This window comes from Bacillus sp. FSL E2-8868 (assembly GCF_038005505.1).
Taxonomy (GTDB): Bacteria; Bacillota; Bacilli; order Bacillales; family Bacillaceae_G; genus Bacillus_A; species Bacillus_A mycoides.
Window position 1 is genome coordinate 1,843,867 of record NZ_JBBOTI010000002.1, and the last position, 23,639, is coordinate 1,867,505.

Sequence of the window (23,639 nt, forward strand, 5' to 3'; positions counted from 1 at the left end):
GGAGTGATAAAACATGTGGAAATTTATATTACGGAGATTTTTAGTGATGATCCCGCAATTATTCGTGTTAAGTATACTAGTCTTTCTACTAGCTAAAGCAATGCCAGGCGATGCCTTAACCGGTAGAGCAATGAATAACCCAAAAGCAGATCCAAAAGTCATTGAAGAACAACGTGAAAAGCTAGGATTAAATGACCCGGTTACAACACAATATGTACGCTGGATTAAAAATGCCGTCCAAGGTGACTTCGGTATTTCCTATGCACATAAAATGAAAGTAACCGACTTAATTGGTGAACGACTTGGAAATACAGTATCTTTAGCACTTGTTATTCTTATTCTTACTTACTTAATTGCCATTCCACTGGGAGTTATAAGTGGGCGTTGGAATGACACCTGGGCTGATCGACTCATTACCATTTACAACTATCTAGGTTTTGCTACACCGCTATTTATATTTGCACTAATTATGCTCTTCCTTTTCGGATTTAAGTTTGCTCTGTTTCCGACTGGCGGTAGCGTAGATCCTCAAGTTGCAACAGGTACATTTGCTTACTATTTAAGCAAATTCAATCACATGCTATTACCAGCTTTATCCGGCGCATTAATTGCGACAGTTGGTACTGTTCAATATTTACGAAGCGAAATTATCGATACGAAACATAAAGATTTTGTACGTACAGTAAGAGCAAAAGGTGTTCCAGAATCAAAAGTCTATTCTAGACATATTTTACGAAATTCATTCTTACCAATTGCAGCCTTCTTAGGTTATGAAATTACAGGATTAGTTGGTGGTGCCATCTTCTTGGAAAGTATCTTTAGTTATCCAGGGATTGGACAACTATTTATACAATCTATCTCTCAACGCGATTTTAGTGTAATAACTGCACTCGTTATGTTTACTGGATTTGCAACGCTACTTGGAACTCTCCTTTCAGATATTATTCTAAGCATCGTTGATCCACGTATTCGTATTGATTAAAGAAAGGAGGGTTTTTAATGTTAGCAAACCCTAAAAAACAAACTGAAGTTATTCATTACGAAAAAAGTCCTTCTGGTTTCTCTATTATGTGGCGAGAACTTCGCAAAGATAAATTAGCAATGTTTTCACTTTTTTTCCTAGCAATCTTATTACTAGCGGTATACGCAGCATCTTTTATTATGAAACAAGAAGATATTGTACGAGTTGATTTATTCGCCATTTATGCCCCTCCCTCTGCTGAACATTGGTTAGGAACAGATTACGGAGGACGCGATATTTTCGGCCAACTTATTATTGGTACACGTAACTCATTTACAATTGGACTAGCTATTACTATTCTTTCTTGTTTGATTGGTCTTTCAATTGGATTAATTGCCGGTTATTTTGGAGGAACTATTGATAATATCATTATGCGCGTTATCGATTTTGTCATGGTTTTACCATTTTTAATGCTTGTAATTGTTTTTATTACACTTGTTCCTACATTCAACATTTTTACTTTCATTTTAATTATGACCGTTTTCTTATGGACAGGAAAGGCAAGATTAATTCGCTCAAAAGTATTAACTGAAAAAGAACTCGATTATGTCTCTGCATCAAAAACATTAGGAACACCAAACTGGAAAATCATTCTTTTTCAAGTACTACCTAACTTAAGCTCAATTATCATTGTCAGTGTTACATTAAATCTTGCTGGAAACATCGGCATTGAATCTGGTCTAACTTTCTTAGGGTTCGGTCTACCAGAAAGTACACCAAGCCTTGGTACACTTGTTAGTTATGCTAGAAACCCAGATGTATTACAAGAGAAATGGTGGATTTGGTTACCCGCATCAATCATGATTTTAACATTGATGCTGTGTATAAATTTTATTGGCCAAGCGCTACGCCGCTCGGCTGATGCAAGACAGAGAAAAGGATAAGGGGTGGAGAAGATGACGAATAAACCAAATTTTTTCAAAGTATTAAGTACACTTGCAGTTTCAACATTACTACTTTCAGCATGTGGGGGCAGTGGGGGTAGTGAAAAAACTAGCAGCACAAAAAAAGTAGATACAAATAAATTTAGTACAACTGTTAAAAATGACAAAAAAGAAATTAAAGATGGTTCATTAACATATGGTCTTGTTTCTAACACACCATTTGAAGGCCTTTTAAACTTCGCTGTATATGAGGGAGATCCTGATAATCAAGTCCTTACAATTTTCGATGAATCTTTATTATCAAATGATAAAAACTGGGAATACACTAATGATGGAGCTGCTACATATGAACTTTCTGAAGATAAAAAGACAATTACACTAAAAATTAAAGATAATGTAAAATGGCATGATGGGAACCCTGTTACTGCTGAAGATTTAGAATATTCTTACCTGGTGATCGGTAGCAAACTATATGCTGGTTCTCGCTATGACTCTCAAATGCAAATGATTGAAGGTATGGAAGATTACCATAATGGAAAATCTGAAAAAATTTCAGGTATAAAGGTAACGGATCCAAAAACAATTTCTATTACATTTAAAGAACCAAACCCTTCAGTGAAAACAGGACTTTGGACATACCCTCTCCATAAGAAATACTTAGGAGATGTACCAATCGATAAATTAGCAGAATCTGATAAAATCCGTAAAAATCCAATTGGCTTTGGGCCTTTTAAAGTGAAGAAAATTACGCCAGGGGAATCCGTTGAATTTGAACGTTTTGATGACTATTATGGTGGAAAGCCAAAACTGAAAAGCATGGTTTTAAAAGTTGTCAATCCTTCCGTTGTTAACGCATCCTTAAAAAACGGCGATATTGACATTGCTGAAGTAAGTGCAGATCAATATCCAAATGTAAGTCAATTAAAAAATGCACAATTACTCGGCAAAACCGATTTATACTATAGTTATATCGGCTTTAAATTAGGGCATATGGATAAAGAAAAAGAAGAAGTAGTCATGGATAAAGATAAATTTAAAGATGTTCGTGTACGTCAAGCAATGGCGTATGCTATTGATCGAAAAGAAATTGGTGAAAAATTATATCATGGCCTACGTTATCCGGCTAACTCACCAATCCCACCATCTCTACCAAAATATCATAACAATAAAGTTGGTTCTTATGATAAAGATGTAGAGAAAGCTAAAAAGTTATTAGATGAAGCTGGCTATAAAGATACGAACGGAGATGGATTCCGTGAAGATCCGAATGGTAAAGAATTTAAAGCTAATTTCTTATCAATGAGTGGTAGCGATGTAAGTGAACCACTCGCAAAATTCTTTATTCAATCTTGGAAAGACATCGGCCTAAAAGTAGAGCTTCTTGATGGTCGCTTACATGAATTTAACTCATTCTACGATATGATTAAAAAGGATGATCCAAAAGTTGATATTTTCTCTGGAGCTTGGGGAACTGCATCTGACCCAGACCCTTCTGGTATTTGGGCTAAAAATGCATCGTTCAATTACACGCGTTGGTCTAATGACAAAAATAATGAATTATTAAAACAGGGTATTTCTCCAGCGGCTGCTGATGAAAAGTATCGTAAAGACGTCTACGATAAATGGCAAAAATTAATTCATGATGAAGTACCATTAATTCCACTTCATTATAAATTCGATTTAAAAGGTGTAAACAACCGCGTAAAAGACTATAAATATACACCAGAAGATCAATATAAATGGGGTAACGTTAGCGTAACAAGCGATAAAGCAGAAACAGAGAAATAAGAAAATAGCTCCTAGCACTAAGATACATGCTAGGAGCTATTTTTTATTTATAATACTTCTCTTGCTATTAATAACAACCAATTCCTTCCCTACTCTAAAATTAAAAGATTTGATGAACCATCTTTATTAAAATAGCTAACGTAACAGATGCAGCAAATCCGCCTAAACAAATTAAGCTTACCCCTTGACTATATGATAAATTTTGCAATGATTTCATTACTTCCACCCTCCCTATCTCCCCTTTGATACTCTTATTTTACCAATGGGAAAAATTTCATAACATCGATTTTTCTGACAACAAACTTACAAATTTGTAAGTTAACGATTTCCCTTTAAACTTATATCTAGTATTTCCATAATCTCCCCCCTCTATACATCAAAAAAGACCTCGAATTATATCAAGGTCCTGCTTACACTACATAATATCTCACTCAACTTATTTTATCCCGCTATTCGCCGGGCAGTAAGACCCCCACCTCAAAATTCAGTGAAAGCAAAGAAGTTAGGTCGGGGATGAACAAAACCCCCACTGATTAAAGCTTCACTTTATAATCATCACCGGGCATTTCACACGCTTTGCTATTTTATGACTTACACTACCAAGCACCATCTCTTGCAGTGTATTTAGCCCTCTACTCCCAGCAATAATAAGATCTATATCTCCTGTATTTACATATTGAACAATCGTATCTCCTGGATCGCCATGTAGAATCGTAATTTTGTAGGAAATGTTCTCTTTCTTTAATAAACCCTCAATCTCTTTTAATTTATCTTTTCGACTAGCTGATATTGTTTCTAAATCCGTTTGTCCTTGTATAATATCTGACTTTGCCGTTCTATTATCTACTACGTACACAACTTCAACATGTGTTTCTTCGCTAAATTTCGCAATATATGTTGCATGCTCGGCTGCTCGAAGTGCATGTTCAGAACCATCGCATGCTAATAAAATTTGTTTGTACATATGCTGAATCCCCTTTTCGTTATCCTACCCGTATTATATAATAAAGCCCCCTAAAAAGGAGGCTTCTAACTAGCAATTCTCTTATTATAAGTAGCTAAATTCGCAACGAGCTTCGAGCTACGTTCATTTAACCCTGTGATCCTTACTTTCACACCGTTCTGTTCATACTTCATTATAACTTTATCAATTGCCGCTACTGCTGAATCATCCCATACGTGTGCGTTAGTAAAGTTCATCTCAATTTCTTTCACATCTTCATTGTATGAAAAAGCATTTATATACTCTGCCGTAGATGCGAAGAATAGTTGGCCGTGAATTTCGTATATTTTCTTATTTTCAATATACAAATGTTTCACGTGAATCTTTGCCATATTGAATGCAAATAAAACTGCACTAATTATCGTTCCGATAATTACACCTAATCCTAAATTATGTGTAATTATGACAATCACAACTGTTACGATCATAACAAATGCGTTTCCTTTTGGTACTTTATGAATCGTCGCTACAGAGTTCCAATCAAACGTCCCAATCGAAACCATAATCATAACTGCAACTAAAGCTGCCATCGGAATATGAACAACGTAATCACCTAAAACAAATAGCAATACGATTAAAAAACCACCGGCTACAAACGTCGATAATCTCCCGCGACCACCTGATTTAATGTTAATAACAGATTGTCCAATCATTGCACATCCTGCCATTCCTCCGAAGAAACCAGCAACAACGTTCGCAATCCCTTGTCCACGTGCCTCTTTATGCTTATTACTTTCCGTATGTGTCATATCGTCTAAAACCGACGCCGTTAATAATGACTCTAGTAAACCTATAACCGCTAGCATAACTGAATACGGTAAAATAATTGCTAATGTCTCAAGTGTAAATGGAACATTAGGAATACTAAAGAACGGTAATTCTTTCGGTAAGCTTCCCATATCCCCTACTGTTTTTAACTGTAATCCGCTCATAAGTGCAATGCTTGTCACAATAATAATTGAAATAAGTGTAGACGGAAGAGCCGTCGTAATACGTGGAAATAAATATATAATTGCAAGTCCTAATGCGACAAGTGCATACATTTGCCAAGTTGCATTTTTAAAATGCGGCAATTGCGCTGTAAAAACTAAAATTCCAAGTGAATTTAAAAAACCACTCATAACGGATTTAGGAACAAACTTCATAAATGAGCTCAGCTTGAACACTCCAAAAATAATTTGAACAATACCTGTTACTATTGTCACAGCAAATAAATATTGCAAACCGTGATCCTTCACAAGAGTGACCATTAATAATGCCATCGCACCCGTTGCCGCCGAGATCATCCCTGGTCTTCCGCCGACAAACGAAATTGTAACCGCAATACAAAAGGCCGCGTACAATCCAACCGTCGGATCTACACCTGCAATAACAGAAAAAGCTATCGCTTCAGGAATTAATGCTAAAGCAACAACAACCCCCGATAGCACGTCCCCTCTCATATTTGAGAACCATTCATTTTTTATAGTTTGAAACAAAGTAACACTCCTCCACTCTTTTATCATTTGATTTTCTCCATAAGAAAATCAAGGCCGACTGCACGAAGGCTATTATATAACGAGCAAAGGATGTTGTGCTATGTAAAAGTTTCCTAAAGAAAAGACGCTACCTTAGCAGCGTCTTTTCTCATTTTATTAATGTCCACCGTGACCTTGACCACTTTCCTGAACAATCTCTAACCTCTCATCTAATATCCCTTGTGTTTCAAATGAGATATCACTAGTACTTCCTAATAGGAAACCATGGTTATACGGTCCAAGTGTTGGGTCATCCTTAAACTTCGGCTGAATAGTAGCAAGGAAGTCATAAACTGGTTGTTTTGCTTTTCCTTCCTCAAGCAAAACAACAGGGGCATGTTTACCCATATGTGAAAACGGTGCTCCCGCAATTGCTAAGTCTGGTGTTTTGCTTGAAACAAATGACAAACCGTGACCTGGTTTTGTGAATCCCCAGCCAAATTTCGTTTTTTCATCTTTAAATTTCGCAAATGCAACCGAATTTTCTGTTGGAGTCTCCCCACTAATACGCGTTACTTTCCCGTATTTACTTAACTCTTTTTCTACTTCTTTCGAAACGATTTTTTCTGGTCCTAACACATATATATTCGCTTTATCTTTTCTCGTCTTTAATGCCTCTATTGTCGCTTCTGGCACTTTATTTTTTTCAGTATATAGAAGAGGTTCCGGCATATGAGAAATCCAATTTACAGCTGGTGTTGTATATAAACGTCCTTCTTCTTCAGACGAACCGATAATAACGCTATTTGGATAATTTCCTGTTATATCGGCATATTCTTTATCAACATCTTTAGCAAATTTAGCTGGGTCCGTTTCTTTTATTTGCTTTACTTTATATTCTTTTAATTGCTCTAGGCTAGATGCCCCTATATCCCCCATCACCATAATTTGCGTTCCATCTTTCGTTCCGAGCGGATTTAATCGTTTTATTTCTTTTAACGTCATTTCGGGTACCTTTTCTTTTTCTATAAATAAAATCGGTCCGTTATTCGGGTGATGAATAAGATCCGCACTTGCAATACCTAATTGCCACTCGTTCACTGGCACTAAAATAATAGCGCCTGGCTGATTCTCTTTATGCGTTGCTGGCCATATCGTTTGCGAAGTTAATACTGCCATTTGCAGAGGATCATTTGTATTTAATCTCGTTACATTTTTTAAACTTGTCGTTAATAAATCATTCGATGCACCTTGATTCATTTCTTTCGGCGCAGTTACCTCCTGATTCATTTTCATTTCCTTTTGCTCTGTTTTCTTCTCTTCTGTAGATTCATGATTTTTATGATCTGTACTCGTTTGTCCGCATGCCGCAAGACCGACTGCTGCAATTATTGTTATCCCCAAAATTCGGGTCATCTTTTTCACTATATCGCCTCCGTATTATTCGTTTTCGAGCCAATATTATTACCTAAAATGGAATTTCAACTTTACAATAACAAGCAATTCTGAAGAAATTATGCAGATGCATTATAATCTGCACCATTTCTTCATGATTTTGACTTACAATTTAAGTAATAACTACAAATGCGGAGGTACTCTATGATCGATATACTACTCGTAGATGATGAACCGAGAATGCTTGAATTATTAACGCTTTATCTTACTCCAATCGGATATAACTGCGTATGTGCAGTATCCGGAGAAGAAGCTATTTCACATATAGAAAATCGAAACTTCAAATTTGTTTTACTCGATATTATGATGCCAAAGATGGACGGGTGGGAAACTTGCAAAAGAATTCGATCATTTAGTAACGTTCCTATCATTATGGTAACTGCTCGTGATCAAACGGTAGATGTCGTTCAAGGGTTAAAACTTGGAGCAGATGATTACGTGACGAAACCATTCCACGAAGAGGAGCTCTTCGCAAGAATTGAAGCTGTTTTACGCCGAACCAATCAACATGCACAAATCCAATATCACGGCATTTTATGGGATGAGGCCAAGCATTTCATTTCTGTCCATAATGAAGAACTTCTTCTCACCCCAATCGAATTCTCTTTACTCGGATTATTTTTACGTCATGTGAACTACGTATTAAGCCGTGATCAGCTCATTGAACGAATTTGGGGATTAAATACAAATACAGAAGATAGAACAGTCGATTCACATATTCGTAATTTACGTGATAAATTACGAAAAGTAAATTTCCCCATTGATCACCATTTAAAAACTGTTTACGGAGTAGGATATCGATGGATTGATATTGAAAACTAAGGAGCAAAACGATGAAGCGAATTTCTATTCAACTCGGATTTTATTTTCTAATTGTTACACTTTTAATCGAAAGTGTTCTATTTGTCTTGCTCTATTATAGCCTTGTAAACAATAGAGTGAATGAAGAAATGACTGCTTTATTAAAGCGTGGAAATAGTCACCGAGATGTCCTTGAAAAATATTTTGACAGGCAAACAATCTCCCATGTTGCTTTAATGGAATCCGAAGCTGAAACAACTGTTATTATTACAAATGCAAATAAGGAAATACTAGCTAAATCCAATGAAATAAATACTACTATAAAAAAACATATTGAAGGAATGCAAACACGAACAGATCATGATGGAGCAATTATAGAGAATCATTGGAAAACATCTAATTATATATGTACAGTTAGCCCAATTGTAGTGGCAGGAAAAACGGAAGGCTATGTATATATGTTTCTCGGGACGGAATCAATCGAAGAAATGGTTAACGGGCTCACACGGCAATTCATTATCGCTGGAGTCATTACTTTCCTATTAACAGCCATCACCATTTTTCTATTATCACGTTTGTTAACAAAACCATTGTTACACATGAAACAAGCGACTGAAAAAATGAGTAAGGGCGATTTATCCGTTTCATTAACAACTACTCGAAATGACGAAATTGGTGAACTAGCACAATCTATCCAAACTCTCGCAAATGATTTACATTATATGAAAACGGAGCGAAGTGAATTTCTAGCAAGTGTTGCTCACGAATTACGAACACCATTAACGTACGTAAGAGGTTATGCTGACATTGCATCAAAAGAAAACACACCCCCAGAGCAACGTTTACGATACTTATCCATTATAAAAGACGAGTCTGATTATATTACAAACTTAGTCCAAGATTTATTTTCACTCGCTCAAATGGAAAAGCATAACTTTTTCATTCAAGTACAGGAAGTGCATTTACACACCTTCCTTACTCGCATCACTGAAAAAATAAATGTGATGTACGGAGAAAAACAAATTAAAGTTGTTTTCACATGTCCTTCCTCACTCTTAGTAAAGCTAGATGAGCAACGCTTTGAACAAGTTATGGCTAACATTTTAAATAACGCGTATAGACATTCAAAAGAACATTCTCATATAAATATTTCTGTTACAGAAGAACATAAACGTATTTCCATAACAATTGAAGATGAAGGCGAAGGGATTCCGCCTGAAGACCTCCCTCACATTTTCGATCGCTTTTACCGTGTTGATAAAGCGCGCTCTAGAGCTACAGGAGGCACTGGTTTAGGGCTCTCCATCGTAAAAGAAATCTTAGAACTACACGGCGGGAATATTACTGTCACAAGTGAAATTGATCACGGATCTTGCTTTACAATTTCATTGCCATCTATATAGAAACACGACTATCATCAATAGTCGTGTTTTCTTATCCTTTAGGACTTTACTTTATAATATAAATTTACGAATTGGCCAAAACGTTTCGTATCCGTTAAAGTTAAATTAATTTCTGGATTCTTTTCTTTAAATAACGGAACTCCAGAACCTAATATGTGAGGTGTAATCGTAACAACATATTCATCAATTAAATTATTCTTAAAAAATCCTTTCAGTAGACTCCCTCCACCGACCATCCATATTTTAGATCCTTCCTGCTCTTTCAACCTTTTTGTAAACTCTAATACATCTTCATTTACAAACTCTACATGTTCGTTTGAACCTTTTTCTGAATTAGAAAAAACATAACATTTTTTATCTAGGTACGGGAATGTTTCCGTATGCTCTACCACATAATCGTACGTTCTCTTTCCCATAATTATCGTATCAATTGTTTCGTACATTTCTGTATAACCGTTGTCTCCCTCACCTTCTGTTTCCATTAACCACTCTAAATCATCATCTTCTTTCGCGATAAATCCATCTAAGCTCGCTGCAATAAATAAAACAATTTCACGTGACATATCTTTTCCTCCTTACAGCTTCTATTGATAAAATCATCTTATAAGCACTATACTAACCATAAAACATGACAACTTATGTCATGTTAAAAAAGAAAAAGGTGATATCCTTGTCAAAAGCAAAACGTTTACTAGACATTCTTATATTTGCTTCTGCAAAAAAAACATTTACAGCTCAAGAAATAGCTGATGAATTTAATATTTCCGTTCGTACGGTCCATAGATATATTTTAGATTTAAGTGATATGGGATTACCCATTTACGCTGAACAAGGTCGTAATGGAGGATATAAAGTATTAACAAGCAGCATGCTTCCCCCCATTTTATTTACCGAAGAAGAAGCGGTCTCCATCTTTTTTGCTTTCCAATCTTTAAGCTACTATCGTAACTTGCCTTTTAATACAGAAATCAATTCTGTTACTCATAAACTGTATAGCTCTCTACAAAATGATGCGAAAGCTAAAGTTGATAAAATACGTTCTTATATCGCTTTTTGGAATCCGAAAAGAACAATTGATACACCTCTATTAAACGAAGTGTTAACTGCCGCTATTGAAAATAAAAATTTACACTTTCAATACGAATCTAAATCGGGGATAAAAACAAAACATGTTCATCCTATCGGTGTATATGCTCATGATGGGCTATGGTACTTACCATCCTATGACTTCAGCAGAAAAAAAGTATTACTGTATCGCGTTGATCGTATTCTTTCTATATTATCAACAGAAGAAAATAAAGATACGTTCATGAATTTAGAAGAATGGTTCGAATCTAACTCTAACGTAGTACACACTCCTATCCAATTACATGTTTTATTAACGACAGAAGGCGTGCGCCAATGTAAAAGCGTTCCTTACCTTGAAGAATTCGTGGTAGTAAACGAAGACGGGACAGGTTATATACATTCAACAATTGATAAAGGTGAAATTAACTTTATTACCCCTTTATTTTATAGACTTGGAAAAGATGCACGAGTTTTAGAACCGAAAGAATTAATAGATGGTTTACGTATACGTGCGAAAGAAATTTTACATATGTATGAAGACGAAAAAAGCTGCTAAATATAAGCAGCTTTTTAGTCTAGTTGTTCCTATTATGTTTACTATTGACGAATATCGAACCACCAACGATATTCCGCATTCATATTTTCAGTGCCCCCATTCCCCCTGTAATGGAAAGCATCAAGAAAGATTGAATCTAGTTTATCCTCATCTACAAAATAACCTAAATTAACCTTTACCGTTTGTCCTGGTGTAATACTACCAATATTATAAAAGCTTTTCCCGTCTCCGTGAGGTTCCAAGTAATCAACTTCGCCCGTCATAATACGCGTTGCGTCCATTCCCTCTTCTTTAGCGTAGTTCCATGCATTCCCTTCAAATTTAAGCTGTTTTATAGATGGATGCATATAGATTTCTTCTGTCACCTGTTTACCTATATTTTTCACTGTTGTTGTCAAGTAGACAAATTTAACATTAACTAATTTCGAATCTACTAATGTATCAATTGAATCTTTACCATTCCCTAATTTATATACATCCCGTCTGTACGATAGCAATTTTCCCGTCTGATCTAAAGCCTTCTTCTTGCTTAATATCCCTAAGCCAAGTTCATTAAAGTTCTCTTGTTTAAAATCTTTAATCGAATCAAAAACTTCAACTTTTTCTATCACATATTCAATTTGGCTGTTATCCATAGATATCGTTACTGGAACCTTTTGTCCTATGTGAAATAGTCGTTTACTATCTTTTTTCAAAGGAATCACCTTAGTTTTTTTAGGTTCATCCGCTTCACTAAAATACTTTTTATCATAATCTGTTATATGTGCTGCCTTTTCTTTTGACGTAGGCTCAAGTGAAATGTTCCCTAACACATCCATCATTTGTTCTTCATTTACATCTGATCCAATAAAACTTTCTAACATAATCCCTTCTTTCTCAAAAAAGAGAAAGACCTTCCTATCAAACATTACATTGTTGTTTCCAGTTTCTTTATGAACAATTACTGCTTTCCTGCCATTTATCTCTTTTTCTTCATAGCTTTTTGAATATAAAGTTTGAAAGTCCGCATTTCCCCCTACTCTCCAAAGAGCGAATGAAAATCCACCCATTGCGTCGTTATCTTTAAATGAATATTTCATAGCCGAGTCATCGATTGCTTCCATATTTTCTGGTAATTTACCAACCTTCAACTTATACCACTTATCAATATTTTTCGATTCCTTATTCGTTACTGAAACATTTACTTCGTAATTTTGTTTTTGAACAATCATATTATAGACTTTTACTGCACCAAAAACAGTTGTCGGCATACCAATCAATAAACAGGCCGCAGCGATTAACATACGATGTCTTTTACGCTTTGTCTGTGGTTGCTCGCCTTTCAGCTTCATTTCCTCCATAAACAATTTCTTTTTGTGCGTATATGTATGTGAAAATTCATGTTGTTCATCCAGTTTATCAAAATCATCTAAAGCAATTTTTTCAGCAAGATCATACATTTCTTTGGAGTTCTTTGAATTCGTCATTTTGTATACCTCCTATAATACTTTGTACTCGTTTTCGAGCGCGCTCAAATTGCTTGCGGACATTAGCCTCTGTTATCCCCATTACACTTGAAATTTCTTGATACGTTAAGTTATAGAAGACTTTGTACTTAAACACTTGTCTATTAGATTCATTTAGCTCTTTTAGCAATGTATCAATCTGAACCTCAGACATTATACGTTTTTCCCACTCTTCAATATTTTCATCTACTACCTCTGTTGATTCTCGTTGATATTCTTCTAAAAATGTTTCATGTCGTTTATTTTTCCGGTAACTATCAATCGCCTTGTTTTTCGCGATCCTCAAAATATACTGTTTAAGCTCTTGAGTGTTCAAACTATGCAGCTTTTCCAAATTCTTATAAAGAGTAATAAACGTCTCTTGAACTGCATCTTCAGCCTGCTGAATATTATTTAAAATAGAATAAGCTACATAATAAATTTTTTGCTCATACAACTCGTATAGCTCTTCCATCTTTTCGTAATCTTTGTTTGTAACTTTCATATAATTCCTCCTCTCATTCTATATAACGAATGAGCGATATACTTTGTGACACTGCAGAATTTTTTAATAGAGAAAATTGAATAATAGAATAAAGAAAAGCCCAATTTCTCTATTTTAACTGAGAAATTGGGCTTTTTAATATTAGAATTTTCCTGACTGTCCCCTTAAGAAAACCCCTCTTACGCCTTTTCGCTATGTATTATTTTCTCTATTGCTTCTTTTAATAAATTCTTTGTCTCTTCAAGGTTATGATTCTGCTGTTCTCCTGGCTGCACCGTATAAAACTCAGCAAACGAACGCTCTTTATATCTCGGCACAACATGCATGTGATAATGAGTTAACTCGTTAAAGATTCCACCATTTTGATAAAGTGAAACTTTAATCAGTGGGGGTTTTGTTCATCCCCCACTGATTATTAGTTGAACCAATCGGGCTTTTACGGGCAGTTGGATTCCCAACTAACTTCTTTGTTTTCACTGAATTTTGAGGTAGGGGATCTTACTGCCCCGTTAATGCGGGGCAAATTGTAACTCCGTCTGGTTTATATAATAACTTAATAGCCTTTGAAATAAGCTTAGAAGCATCCATAATCGATTTCGCTACAACATCATCTAATTCGTCCACTTCTAAAACATGCTTCTTTGGCACAATTAAAGTATGTCCTGGGTAGAAAGGCGCATGGTCTAAAAAACAAGTTACATAATCATCTTCATACACTTTATATATAATTTCTTCTTCATTTGCTAATTTACAACCTAAACATTCCATCATTCTTCCCCCTCTGCCAAAAACATAAAAACGTGAGCGCCCTATTCTCACGTTTTTATGTTTCACTTTACTAATTCAATTGTTTCTGTAACTTTTATACTATCCTTTATAGATTGAACAATTGTGCAATTTTTCACCGCAAGTTGCAGCGCCTTGTCTAATTGCTCTTCTGTAATGTTTTGCGCTTTAATTTTATAGTGCAAATGAACACTTTCAACTGGTTTTGATAAAGCTTCACTTCTACCAATTTCAGTTTCAATTGTAAACGTATCGTATGCAATACGTTTCTTTTCTAAAATCGTTCGAAAAACAATTGCACTACATCCTGCGATAGAAGAAACGAGTAATTGTAACGGTGAATATCCGTTTTCTTTCCCAATCGCTAATTGACCATACGATAAATCTGCCTCTATATCATCATGCTTAATTTTTATTTTCATACTTTGCTTCCATCTCCACTTTCATCGGTTTCTTCCGTTTCTTACTCATATAATAATATATGTAGCAGAAAATGATAAATGGAATACCACAATATAACGCCATTCGTTGTTCTGGAATAAACGCTAAACTAATAACAACGATACTATTTGTAATTAAAGCTAAAATTGGAACAAGCGGGTATAGTGGTGTTCTATACTTTAAGTCCTCTAATTTTCCGCCGCCTTTTAAATACTGACTTCTAAAGCGAAGTTGTGATAAAGCAATAATGATCCAACTTGAAACAGCCGATAAACCAGCTATAGATAATAAGTACATATATACTGTATCTTCTGCAAGGAAGCTTGTTAATAAAGAAAGGCCCGCTACTGCAATTGTTACGACTAACGCTGTAATCGGAATACCACGTTTATTTACTTTCTTGAAAGAAGTTGGTGCCATTCCTTCATTTGCAAGTGACCATAGTATACGCGTTGCTGCATATAACCCTGAGTTCGCTACAGATAGAAGAGCTGTAATAATAACGAAGTTCATAATATCAGCTGCATATGGAATACCGATTTTATCAAATACAACTACGAATGGGCTTTCAATTATCCCTGCTTCTTTCCAAGAAATTAACCCTACTAAAATTGTCATTGTTAAAATGAAGAATAACATAATGCGCCATACTGTATTACGAATCGCACGTGGAATTGTTTTTTCAGGATTCTGACTCTCTCCTGCTGCAATCCCGATTAACTCTGTTCCTTGGAAGGAAAAGTTAACTGTAATCATCGTAAGAAGCACTGCAGCTAGTCCATTTGGGAATAGCCCACCATCACTTACAAAGTTAGAGAAAAGAGGCGCTGCTTCTTTTCCATCGTATGGTAAGAATCCTAGTAATGCGCTACCACCAAGTAGAATGAATGCAATAATTGTAACTACTTTAATACTAGAGAACCAAAACTCTAATTCAGCATAACTCTTCGCTGATATTGCATTTGAAGCATATAAAATAACTCCGAATACGAGACACCATACCCAAACATCAACATTCGGAAACCATCTTTTCATCATTAAACCGATCGATGTTAATTCTAATCCTACTGTTACTGCCCATCCAATCCAGTATAGCCAACCGATCATAAATCCAGTTCCTGGTCCAATAAACTTCGTCGCATACTTTTGGAAAGATCCTGAAACTGGCATTGCTACCGTTAGCTCTCCAAGACAAAGCATTGTTAAATACATAATAAATCCGCCCACTAAATATGAAAGGATGGCTCCCCCTGGTCCAGCCTGATTAATGGTGTAACCTGAACCTAGAAAAAAACCAGTTCCGATTACACCACCTAGTGCGATCATAAATAAATGTCTACTCTTCATCGTACGATGTAATTGCTCATTCGTTGTTTGCTGCATCTTAATCCTCCCCCTACAAGTACCCCTATCTCTTTTTAAAATTTTCTGATAATAAAAATATACACGAAAGCGATTACAATTTCTATATAAAATTAAAACTTTTCTGATAAAACAATATAAAAATTCAAATATTAAGAGCTCGCAATACTAATTTGAGGAAAAAAAGGATTTATAAGGAAAAAACTCTTACATTTTTTTGTAAGAGTTAACGTATTTCTAATCTTCTAGATAAAATTGATAAACCGTAGTTTACAACAAAATACATACAGGCTGCTAGTATAAATGTTGGAATCATATAATTTACATTCTGCCCGCTAATAATTTGAGCATTATGCATAAGCTCTGGCAATGATATAACAACCGCTAATGACGTATCTTTTAACAATGAAATAAATTGACTAACAAGCGGGGGGACCATTCTTCTTAATGCTTGCGGCAAAATAATATGCCCAAGCGCTTGCACATACGTTAATCCAGAAGACCTTGCAGCCTCAATCTGCCCTTTTTCGATAGATAATAGACCGCTTCGAACAATTTCAGATATCATTGCCGCTTCAAATATTGTTAAAGCAACAATTGCAGCTGTTATAATTTCTAACTTCAATCCCGCTTCCGGAAGTGCAAAATACGTAAAAAATATAATTAAAAGTAGCGGTAAATTTCGAATGACTTCCACGATAAAGCCTAATATTTGTGAGACGACAGGTATTTTCGTATAGCGCAATATTCCTATTACACTACCAATAATAAAGCTAAGTACAATTGCTATGAGCGCTACCTCTAACGTTATGAGTAATCCTTTTAATAAAAAGAGGATATGATCACCTGTTATCGCTCCTTTAAAATCCATTTATACCGCCTCCTTTGCCAAGCGTTTTTCTAAATAACGCACTAGCATACTTAGCGGAATTGTTAATACTAAATAAAACATCCCGACAAATATATATACATCAAACGTAACGAACGTCTTCGTTGAAATTAAGTCTCCTTGATACATTAAATCCGTTCCAGCAATAATTCCGAGTATTGAAGAGTTTTTTACTAAATTGAGAAATTGATTTCCTAGAGGAGGAATGACGATTTTCATCGCTTGAGGTAAGACGACATGATACATCGCTTGCGTATAAGTTAATCCTGAAGAACGTGCTGCTTCCATTTGACCTTTCGCGACTGATAAAATACCAGCACGAATTACTTCCGCAATAAAAGCCGCTGTATAAACTGTAAGCGCAACTGTCCCTGCTACAAAACCGTTGAAAGTAATTCCTATTACAGGCAAAGCAAAATAGAAAATGAATGCAATTAATACGAGTGGAATATTTCTAACAAACTCTACATAGGCAGAGCCAATCCAATTCAAAATACGAATAGGTGAAATTCGCATCACTGCCATAACAATTCCTAAAACAAAACTTCCTATTAGTGCAACTACACTAGACATAACCGTATATTTAAATCCTTCTAAATACATATCAATGTTATTCGTTAATATAGAAAAATCAGGCACATATTCTCCCCTCTTTCTTTACAAGAAGAGGATGAGTACTCTCATCCTCTCACTCTTACTATTTATCACGAGAAATAAAGTTTCATTTTACTTCTCTTGTTTTTGACCAATCCATTTTTCATACAATTTATCGTATTCTCCATTCGCTTTCATATCTTTTAATAAACTATTAATCTCTTTCGTTAAATCGTCTGCACCTTTTTGTACTGCAATTCCATACGGTTCATCCGTGAAAATTTTCCCTACAACTTCATAATTAGAATCTTGTTTTGCCATTCCGTAAAGAATCGCATTATCTGTAGTTAAAACATCGCCTTTACCTGCTTTTAACGCTGTAAATGCCTCACTATAATTCTCAAACTCTAATACTGTTGCTTCTGGTGATTTTTGGCGAATGTTATTTGTAGATGTTGATCCTTTTACAGCTAATACTTTAACGCCTTGTTTTATATCATCAATGCTCTTAATATTGCTTCCTTTTTTCACAAGTAACGATTGTCCTGCTTTAAAATATACATCTGAGAAATCTACTTCTTTTTTGCGTTCTTCCGTAATTGTCATTGTCGCAATAATTGCATCAATATCACCATTTTTCAGTAGTGGAATACGCGTTTTAGACGTTACTTCTTTTAATTCTAATTTCTTTTCATCTCCAAGGATTTTTTTCGCAAGCGCCTTTGCGATATCAACATCAAACCCTTCTACCTGTCCTGTCGAAGGATTTTTCAAGCCAAATAAGTTCGTATCATTCTTCACCCCAACTACTAGTTTCCCGCGCTTTTTAATTTGCTCAACAGCCCCGTCTTGCTTCGTATTCGTTTCTTTCGCCTCATCTTTTTTACTTCCGCACCCGGCAACGACAAGTACGAATAAACATGAGAATACGATTAAGGTAAACAACTTTTTCATTTTAAGCATAAAATTCCTCCTTTAATGATTTAACACTCTTCTTAAAAATAGACGCGCTCTTTCCTGTTCAGGATTTGCAAAAAATTGTGTTGGTGTCGTATCTTCAATAATTTGACCATCATCCATAAATAAGATCCGATCTGCTACTTCTCGCGCAAATCCCATTTCATGCGTGACAACGACCATTGTCATTCCTTCTTTAGCTAGTGTTTTCATAACATCAAGTACTTCCCCAATCATCTCCGGATCAAGAGCAGAGGTAGGCTCATCGAATAGCATAATTTCCGGCTGCATTGCGAGCCCCCTAGCGATCGCTACCCTTTGCTGTTGACCTCCGGATAATTGATGAGGATATACACCTGCCTTCTCCGGGATTCCTACTTTCTCTAAATAAACCATCGCTGTTTTTTCTGCTTCTTCTTTTGAAGTTTTATTTACTTTAATTGGTGCTAGTGTAATATTTTGCAGAACTGTTTTATGTGGGTATAAGTAAAAATGCTGGAAGACCATACCAATATTTCGGCGTAATTCATTCATATCTGTTTTTTTATTGTGTACGTCTGTATTTTGTACGATTAATTCTCCATCGGTAATCGCCTCTAACTGATTTATACACCGAAGCAATGTACTTTTTCCTGATCCTGAAGGACCAACAACTACTACCACTTCACCTTTTTTCACTTGCATATTAATATTCTTCAAAACTTGGAAGTTACCATAATATTTATTTACATTACGAAACTCTATCACCATACTCCCCCCTCCCCTAAACAAAGCATGTACATTCTTTTTATATTCAAAAATAGGCAAAAAAATAACTTTCATCTTCATTTTGTCCATAAAAAAGAGCAAAGGGATCTCCCTTTGCTCCTTCATTTCTATTCTCTTAAGATACTTCTTCTTTCTTGTCTTTCCCGTATTCATGCTCCCAGAAATCAGCATTTTTAATTCCTAATTTCTGCGGATCGAACACTGGATCTTTTCCTTCTTTTTTCTGCTTTTCATAATCCTTTAATGCGATCAATGCCGGTTTTTGTAATAATAGAATCGCAATAATGTTAACCCATGCCATAATTCCTACACCAATATCCCCTAAAGCCCATGCTGTTTCTGCTGTTTTTACACAACCGTAGAATACAACTCCTAAGAATACAAACTTTAGTACGATAGACATCCAAGGACGGTCTTTATCACGATTTAAGTAAGCTATATTCGTTTCTGCAATGTAGTAATAAGCCATAATTGTTGTAAATGCGAAGAATAGTAAAGAGATTGCTACGAAACCGTTTCCAAATCCAGGGAAAACAGATTCTACTGCTGCCTGTGTATAACCAGGACCTGGCTGTGCACCATTTAATTTATTGACGATAAAGTTTTTTCCGCTTGCATCAAATACGTTATACATGCCTGTAATAATCATCATAAATGCTGTCGCTGAACAAACAAATAATGTATCAATGTAAACGGAAAATGCTTGTACTAACCCTTGTTTAGCTGGATGCGATACTTCAGCAGCTGCTGCTGCATGGGCCCCAGTTCCTTGCCCTGCTTCGTTTGAATAAATACCACGTTTTACACCCCAAGAAATTGCTAAACCAATAATCCCGCCAAAAGCTGCTTCTAATGCAAATGCACTTTTTAAAATTAACATGAAAGCGTCTGGTAATTTTTCAATATTCATACCTACAATTACACAAGCTACTAAAATATAGCCAAGCGCCATAAACGGTACTACAACTTGCGCTACGTTAACAATTCGCTTAACTCCACCAAAAATAATAAGTGCTAATGCCGCTACTAATACCGCCCCTGATACAGAAGTATTAATACCAAAAGCTGTTTCTAGACTTACAGCAATACTATTCGCTTGAACACCTGGAAGCAGCATTCCTGTTGCAAGAATTGTCGCTGCGACGAACACTAATGCGTACCATTTAACACCTAGTCCTTTTTCAATGTAATAAGCAGGACCACCGCGGAATTGCCCTTGATGCTTCGTCTTATATATTTGTGCAAGCGTCGATTCTACATATGCAGAACCAGCTCCTAGAAAGGCTACCGCCCACATCCAAAATACAGCGCCTGGACCACCAAAGGCAACAGCCGTTGCAACACCGGCAATATTTCCCGTTCCAACGCGCCCTGATAACGAAAGTGCTAACGCTTGGAACGAAGAAACACCCGCATCAGACTTTTCTCCCTTAAATGTAAGCTTCACCATTTCTCCTACATGTCTTACTTGTAAAAACCTCGTTCGAATGGAAAAATATAAGCCTACTCCTAAACATAAATAGACAAGTGCGGGACTCCAAACAATATTATTTATCCAACTTACGATAGCCTCCAATACTCCTCTACCTCCTTTTATTAAGAATTTTCAGAATATATAAAAATTATAAATGTATACCGAATCTATGACAATATTATTTTAATAAAACAAACATATTTTTGTATAAAAAAACAAAGTATACATTTATTTTGTATACTTTGTTTCGATATGAATGTATTATATATTCACAATTGCTTCTTTCTTTATAATTCTTTCATAGAGTTGTTCCACTAATTCTATGAAATGATTTGGCATATCTTTCCCTTTAAACTTCTTTTGGAGCGTACCGTATAAACCTATATCACGTAAACGTAAAAATAACGGTAATGATTCATACCAAGTTTCCGCTAGCCTGTGCTCATATTCATACCCTTTTCTTAACACTTGTAACTGTTTACGAGCGAATGTCGTCTTCTCCTCCACTGTCCATGGTGTAAAAAGAACAGAGTAATAAAGAACCATTGCCAAATCATGAATAAAATAATTATAGGCCGCATCATCAAAATCAAAAATTGTTAGCTCTTTTCCATCATAATGAAAATTACCTGGATGAATATCACCATGCATAAGACCGAATGTTTCTCTTTCAATTGGAAGAGCCTTTATTTCCTCCATTAATACAGCAGCAATTTCTTTCACTTTCTCATCTTCTAATTCATTAACAATACTACTTTCATCCTCTTCCCACGTATCACGGTAGTCTGTTTTAGGGTAATTCATTGTAAGGCGGTGCAATTGTCCGATCGCTTTTCCCCACGCTTCAAAGTAAGCATTTCCCCAATAAGGCGATTCTTCTCCTTTTACTTGCTCACCTTTCGCATATGTAAATAAGGAAGCAAAAAAGAAAGTCCCATCCTCTGCTACAATTTCTTCTACAAGATTTTGAGATATTGAATTACGAGGTCCCGCCACTTTCGCTCCATGCTCCGCAACATACCGTAAAAAATCTAGTTCGGCCTCTACCTCTTTTTTAGAACGATGAGAAGAATGAGTTAAGCGTAATACGTAATCTTCATTATTTTTACCCTTCGCCTTAAAAATATAATTTTCAAAATCACCAAGTGGCTTTTCTTCCACCGTTACATGATATGCCTTTGCTGCTCTTGCTAAAATTTCATTCGTAAAAACACGTTCTACCGCTATTTCCATTTGTATCCCTCCTATATATCTTCTTAATTCGACATAAATGTGAGAAGTACTGCTATGAAATTGAATAATGCGTGAGCAACCATAGCTGATAAAATAGAATTTGTTTTCTCATATAACCATGCAAATGCTACTCCGCTTAAAAAATTCACCGGTAATGTGTTATATGTCGGGATATGAACAACGGTAAATATTATTGAACTTATAAGTATACCGCCCCATATGCCATTTCTATCACGAAAAAATGTATAAAAAACACCTCGATATAAAATCTCTTCATAGATTGGTGATATAACTGCTGCTCCAATTACCGCGATACAGAACGCATATATTGATTTATCATTTTGGATCGTCTCCGTTTTACTATTTTCGAAAGAAATCCCCAGTTTCTCCATTATCATTAATACTCCAACACTCACTACAATCAAAGAAATAACCGCTACAAATGTCCACAATAAATCTTTCCATGAAAGCTTCCGAATTCCAATATCTTTCCACGACAGTTTATATCTTTTTATGCAAAAAAGATAAACTAAAAATGTAAATATCACTGCCATTATAAGTCCCATTAATACTCCAGCATATAATGAGTTCCCTATTATTTTTAAAGCATAGTCATAAAAAAGAGATTCAACTGTTACTGGAACAATAATGAATACAAATCCAAATAAATATAAAATTTCTTTCCATCCCCACATATACTTCAAAGTCATCTATACCATCCCCTATATCCTATTTTCTTCAGTATAAAAGATGACGTAACGTAACTTTCAAGCTAATTTTTCCAAATAATTCAAGCGTAATTTTCTCGCAAAATAAAAAAAGGTTGATTCACTCAATCAACCTTTACACTATTAAAAATTCTATTCCTCAATTCCTCATCAATTCATTCTCATATATAACATTTATCTTTATTTCTCTTCACCTTTTGTTTGCATTGAATTGAAGGTCCAATTTAATTTTAATGAATCTCCTTGAAATACATTTTGTTCTTCATCGTTATCTACAAATGTGAACATTACGTAGAAAGTATCATCATCACCAGGAGCAAGTCCATTTCCTTCTCGGTCTACAACACCTTTTTGCACAAGGTCAGAAATACTTCCATTTTGCGTAGCTACCTTTAATTCTGACAATGTAGTAGACCATATTGGAACCTCATTTTTATCCAAATTCCATAAGAAATCAACACGGATATGATCACCAAAATCAGCATTTCCATTATCTCCTTTAGCATCGATTACACTATAATCTGTAAGAAGTTTCACGTCTCCTATCGCTAAGGTTCCTTTGTTAACTAATTGAAAACCGCGCTCCATTTCATCACCTGGTTTAATATTGTCGACATTAATAACAACTTCAGGATTAACACTCAAATCTAAAGTACCCGCTGCGAACGTGTTTTGTGATACTTCTTTATCACTAAAATACGCATATGTTCCCCCGCCAATTAAAGATAAACCAAGCGCTGCAGTTACAACACTCATTCCAAGTTTTTTCTTAATACTCATTTCACAAGTCCCCCTATTTTAAAGTTCAAACTACACCTTATTCCCATCCCACAAACAATATTAATTAAGCAACTACCTTGTCTCATAAAGAAAGCAAACTAGCTTTAAACTATTTACTTCATGTATCCAAACGACTATTACTTTTAAAATAACCGGTAATGTTACCGTAAATCATTACCGGTCATTTGTTAGCCGATCTCAT

At 35.4% G+C, this 23,639-nt stretch carries 23 protein-coding genes and 2 pseudogenes; 6 read left to right on the forward strand and 19 right to left on the reverse strand.

The genetic code is table 11. The features are described 5' to 3' along the window. Nucleotides 1-13 precede the first annotated feature (13 nt). The 3 genes from opp4B to opp4A are packed head-to-tail and all read left to right on the forward strand — an operon-like array spanning nt 14 to nt 3,693. A complete protein-coding gene (gene opp4B, locus NSS74_RS20465) occupies nt 14-982 on the forward strand; it encodes an oligopeptide ABC transporter permease (RefSeq protein ID WP_012260312.1) in 969 nt (322 codons plus the stop codon). Between the two features lie 17 nt (nt 983-999). Continuing rightward, nucleotides 1,000-1,905 (forward strand): ABC transporter permease, encoded by a 906-nt coding sequence (locus NSS74_RS20470; RefSeq protein ID WP_002140379.1) that lies wholly within the window; start codon nt 1,000-1,002, stop codon nt 1,903-1,905. A 12-nt stretch (nt 1,906-1,917) separates the two neighbouring features. Continuing rightward, nucleotides 1,918-3,693 carry an oligopeptide ABC transporter substrate-binding protein gene (opp4A, locus tag NSS74_RS20475; RefSeq protein WP_002140378.1) on the forward strand — a complete coding sequence of 592 codons (1,776 nt, stop codon included), beginning with the start codon at nt 1,918-1,920 and terminating at the stop codon, nt 3,691-3,693. Between the two features lie 100 nt (nt 3,694-3,793). On the opposite strand, the gene NSS74_RS20480 is transcribed toward opp4A, so the two are convergent. The 4 genes from NSS74_RS20480 to NSS74_RS20495 form a co-directional block, all read right to left on the reverse strand. Continuing rightward, nucleotides 3,794-3,910, reverse strand: coding sequence for a DUF4027 family protein (locus NSS74_RS20480; RefSeq protein WP_002096854.1), 117 nt, complete (start codon nt 3,908-3,910; stop codon nt 3,794-3,796). A gap of 324 nt (nt 3,911-4,234) precedes the next feature. Next, the gene (locus NSS74_RS20485) at nt 4,235-4,657 is read right to left on the reverse strand and encodes a universal stress protein (protein WP_002140377.1); all 423 of its coding nucleotides are present in this window, start codon (nt 4,655-4,657) and stop codon (nt 4,235-4,237) included. Nucleotides 4,658-4,722: 65 nt separating this feature from the next. Further along, nucleotides 4,723-6,174: a SulP family inorganic anion transporter gene (locus NSS74_RS20490; protein WP_002140376.1), complete on the reverse strand. Its 1,452-nt coding sequence runs from the start codon at nt 6,172-6,174 to the stop codon at nt 4,723-4,725. A 156-nt stretch (nt 6,175-6,330) separates the two neighbouring features. Further along, on the reverse strand, nt 6,331-7,578 hold the full coding sequence (locus tag NSS74_RS20495) for a cell wall-binding repeat-containing protein (protein ID WP_002140375.1): 1,248 nt from the start codon (nt 7,576-7,578) through the stop codon (nt 6,331-6,333). Between the two features lie 174 nt (nt 7,579-7,752). Here NSS74_RS20495 and NSS74_RS20500 point away from each other — a divergent pair, with 174 nt between their 5' ends. Together NSS74_RS20500 and NSS74_RS20505 are read left to right on the forward strand one after the other, a co-directional pair. Further along, on the forward strand, nt 7,753-8,430 hold the full coding sequence (locus NSS74_RS20500; RefSeq protein ID WP_002029819.1) for a response regulator transcription factor: 678 nt from the start codon (nt 7,753-7,755) through the stop codon (nt 8,428-8,430). Nucleotides 8,431-8,441: 11 nt separating this feature from the next. Next, nucleotides 8,442-9,812 (forward strand): sensor histidine kinase, encoded by a 1,371-nt coding sequence (locus NSS74_RS20505; RefSeq protein ID WP_340814182.1) that lies wholly within the window; start codon nt 8,442-8,444, stop codon nt 9,810-9,812. A gap of 38 nt (nt 9,813-9,850) precedes the next feature. Here NSS74_RS20505 and NSS74_RS20510 read toward each other — a convergent pair whose 3' ends face one another. Continuing rightward, nucleotides 9,851-10,375: a dihydrofolate reductase family protein gene (locus NSS74_RS20510; protein ID WP_002140373.1), complete on the reverse strand. Its 525-nt coding sequence runs from the start codon at nt 10,373-10,375 to the stop codon at nt 9,851-9,853. A gap of 65 nt (nt 10,376-10,440) precedes the next feature. Between NSS74_RS20510 and NSS74_RS20515 the strand changes: the two genes are divergently transcribed. Then, complete coding sequence (locus NSS74_RS20515) at nt 10,441-11,436, forward strand: helix-turn-helix transcriptional regulator (protein WP_193339758.1); 996 nt, start codon at nt 10,441-10,443, stop codon at nt 11,434-11,436. A 41-nt stretch (nt 11,437-11,477) separates the two neighbouring features. Here NSS74_RS20515 and NSS74_RS20520 read toward each other — a convergent pair whose 3' ends face one another. The 14 genes and pseudogenes from NSS74_RS20520 to NSS74_RS20585 all read right to left on the reverse strand — a co-directional run bounded on the left by NSS74_RS20520 (nt 11,478) and on the right by NSS74_RS20585 (nt 23,437). Then, entirely contained in the window at nt 11,478-12,902 is a 1,425-nt protein-coding gene (locus NSS74_RS20520; RefSeq protein ID WP_002140371.1) for a DUF4367 domain-containing protein, read from the reverse strand. Next, nucleotides 12,868-13,425: an RNA polymerase sigma factor gene (locus NSS74_RS20525; protein WP_061689165.1), complete on the reverse strand. Its 558-nt coding sequence runs from the start codon at nt 13,423-13,425 to the stop codon at nt 12,868-12,870. The genes NSS74_RS20520 and NSS74_RS20525 overlap by 35 nt, the downstream gene beginning before the upstream one ends. 179 nt (nt 13,426-13,604) lie before the next feature. Further along, nucleotides 13,605-13,790, reverse strand: a pseudogene (locus tag NSS74_RS20530) (HIT family protein); the annotation flags it as partial. Nucleotides 13,791-13,944: 154 nt separating this feature from the next. Next, nucleotides 13,945-14,193 (reverse strand): annotated as a pseudogene (locus tag NSS74_RS20535) (HIT family protein); the annotation flags it as partial. A gap of 62 nt (nt 14,194-14,255) precedes the next feature. Further along, on the reverse strand, nt 14,256-14,633 hold the full coding sequence (locus NSS74_RS20540; RefSeq protein WP_002140367.1) for an OsmC family protein: 378 nt from the start codon (nt 14,631-14,633) through the stop codon (nt 14,256-14,258). Then, nucleotides 14,617-16,035, reverse strand: coding sequence for an amino acid permease (locus NSS74_RS20545; protein ID WP_002114084.1), 1,419 nt, complete (start codon nt 16,033-16,035; stop codon nt 14,617-14,619). Before NSS74_RS20545 ends, NSS74_RS20540 begins: the two co-directional genes overlap by 17 nt. Before the next feature lie 205 nt (nt 16,036-16,240). Further along, nucleotides 16,241-16,885 carry an amino acid ABC transporter permease gene (locus NSS74_RS20550; RefSeq protein WP_340814184.1) on the reverse strand — a complete coding sequence of 215 codons (645 nt, stop codon included), beginning with the start codon at nt 16,883-16,885 and terminating at the stop codon, nt 16,241-16,243. Then, nucleotides 16,886-17,542, reverse strand: coding sequence for an amino acid ABC transporter permease (locus tag NSS74_RS20555; protein ID WP_002090963.1), 657 nt, complete (start codon nt 17,540-17,542; stop codon nt 16,886-16,888). Nucleotides 17,543-17,629: 87 nt separating this feature from the next. After that, nucleotides 17,630-18,460: a glutamine ABC transporter substrate-binding protein GlnH gene (gene glnH, locus NSS74_RS20560; protein ID WP_340814185.1), complete on the reverse strand. Its 831-nt coding sequence runs from the start codon at nt 18,458-18,460 to the stop codon at nt 17,630-17,632. A 12-nt stretch (nt 18,461-18,472) separates the two neighbouring features. Further along, nucleotides 18,473-19,327 carry an amino acid ABC transporter ATP-binding protein gene (locus tag NSS74_RS20565; RefSeq protein ID WP_321170127.1) on the reverse strand — a complete coding sequence of 285 codons (855 nt, stop codon included), beginning with the start codon at nt 19,325-19,327 and terminating at the stop codon, nt 18,473-18,475. A 10-nt stretch (nt 19,328-19,337) separates the two neighbouring features. Next, the gene (locus tag NSS74_RS20570) at nt 19,338-20,798 is read right to left on the reverse strand and encodes an alanine/glycine:cation symporter family protein (RefSeq protein ID WP_002029764.1); all 1,461 of its coding nucleotides are present in this window, start codon (nt 20,796-20,798) and stop codon (nt 19,338-19,340) included. Nucleotides 20,799-20,957: 159 nt separating this feature from the next. After that, nucleotides 20,958-21,929, reverse strand: coding sequence for a phosphotransferase enzyme family protein (locus NSS74_RS20575; RefSeq protein WP_002140364.1), 972 nt, complete (start codon nt 21,927-21,929; stop codon nt 20,958-20,960). Nucleotides 21,930-21,952: 23 nt separating this feature from the next. After that, nucleotides 21,953-22,639 carry a CPBP family intramembrane glutamic endopeptidase gene (locus NSS74_RS20580; protein WP_002140363.1) on the reverse strand — a complete coding sequence of 229 codons (687 nt, stop codon included), beginning with the start codon at nt 22,637-22,639 and terminating at the stop codon, nt 21,953-21,955. 198 nt (nt 22,640-22,837) lie between these two features. After that, nucleotides 22,838-23,437: a TasA family protein gene (locus NSS74_RS20585; protein WP_002140362.1), complete on the reverse strand. Its 600-nt coding sequence runs from the start codon at nt 23,435-23,437 to the stop codon at nt 22,838-22,840. Nucleotides 23,438-23,639 lie beyond the last annotated feature (202 nt).

What these genes read in the sequence shown, in the direction of transcription:
- opp4B (WP_012260312.1), top strand. Translation starts at nt 14, where the DNA reads ATGTGGAAATTTATATTACGGAGATTTTTAGTGATGATCCCGCAATTA.
- NSS74_RS20470 (WP_002140379.1), top strand. Translation starts at nt 1,000, where the DNA reads ATGTTAGCAAACCCTAAAAAACAAACTGAAGTTATTCATTACGAAAAA.
- opp4A (WP_002140378.1), top strand. Translation starts at nt 1,918, where the DNA reads ATGACGAATAAACCAAATTTTTTCAAAGTATTAAGTACACTTGCAGTT.
- NSS74_RS20480 (WP_002096854.1), bottom strand. Translation starts at nt 3,910, where the DNA reads ATGAAATCATTGCAAAATTTATCATATAGTCAAGGGGTAAGCTTAATT.
- NSS74_RS20485 (WP_002140377.1), bottom strand. Translation starts at nt 4,657, where the DNA reads ATGTACAAACAAATTTTATTAGCATGCGATGGTTCTGAACATGCACTT.
- NSS74_RS20500 (WP_002029819.1), top strand. Translation starts at nt 7,753, where the DNA reads ATGATCGATATACTACTCGTAGATGATGAACCGAGAATGCTTGAATTA.
- NSS74_RS20505 (WP_340814182.1), top strand. Translation starts at nt 8,442, where the DNA reads ATGAAGCGAATTTCTATTCAACTCGGATTTTATTTTCTAATTGTTACA.
- NSS74_RS20510 (WP_002140373.1), bottom strand. Translation starts at nt 10,375, where the DNA reads ATGTCACGTGAAATTGTTTTATTTATTGCAGCGAGCTTAGATGGATTT.
- NSS74_RS20515 (WP_193339758.1), top strand. Translation starts at nt 10,441, where the DNA reads ATGACAACTTATGTCATGTTAAAAAAGAAAAAGGTGATATCCTTGTCA.
- NSS74_RS20520 (WP_002140371.1), bottom strand. Translation starts at nt 12,902, where the DNA reads ATGACGAATTCAAAGAACTCCAAAGAAATGTATGATCTTGCTGAAAAA.
- NSS74_RS20525 (WP_061689165.1), bottom strand. Translation starts at nt 13,425, where the DNA reads ATGAAAGTTACAAACAAAGATTACGAAAAGATGGAAGAGCTATACGAG.
- NSS74_RS20540 (WP_002140367.1), bottom strand. Translation starts at nt 14,633, where the DNA reads ATGAAAATAAAAATTAAGCATGATGATATAGAGGCAGATTTATCGTAT.
- NSS74_RS20545 (WP_002114084.1), bottom strand. Translation starts at nt 16,035, where the DNA reads ATGCAGCAAACAACGAATGAGCAATTACATCGTACGATGAAGAGTAGA.
- NSS74_RS20550 (WP_340814184.1), bottom strand. Translation starts at nt 16,885, where the DNA reads ATGGATTTTAAAGGAGCGATAACAGGTGATCATATCCTCTTTTTATTA.
- glnH (WP_340814185.1), bottom strand. Translation starts at nt 18,460, where the DNA reads ATGCTTAAAATGAAAAAGTTGTTTACCTTAATCGTATTCTCATGTTTA.
- NSS74_RS20565 (WP_321170127.1), bottom strand. Translation starts at nt 19,327, where the DNA reads ATGAAGGAGCAAAGGGAGATCCCTTTGCTCTTTTTTATGGACAAAATG.
- NSS74_RS20575 (WP_002140364.1), bottom strand. Translation starts at nt 21,929, where the DNA reads ATGGAAATAGCGGTAGAACGTGTTTTTACGAATGAAATTTTAGCAAGA.
- NSS74_RS20580 (WP_002140363.1), bottom strand. Translation starts at nt 22,639, where the DNA reads ATGACTTTGAAGTATATGTGGGGATGGAAAGAAATTTTATATTTATTT.
- NSS74_RS20585 (WP_002140362.1), bottom strand. Translation starts at nt 23,437, where the DNA reads ATGAGTATTAAGAAAAAACTTGGAATGAGTGTTGTAACTGCAGCGCTT.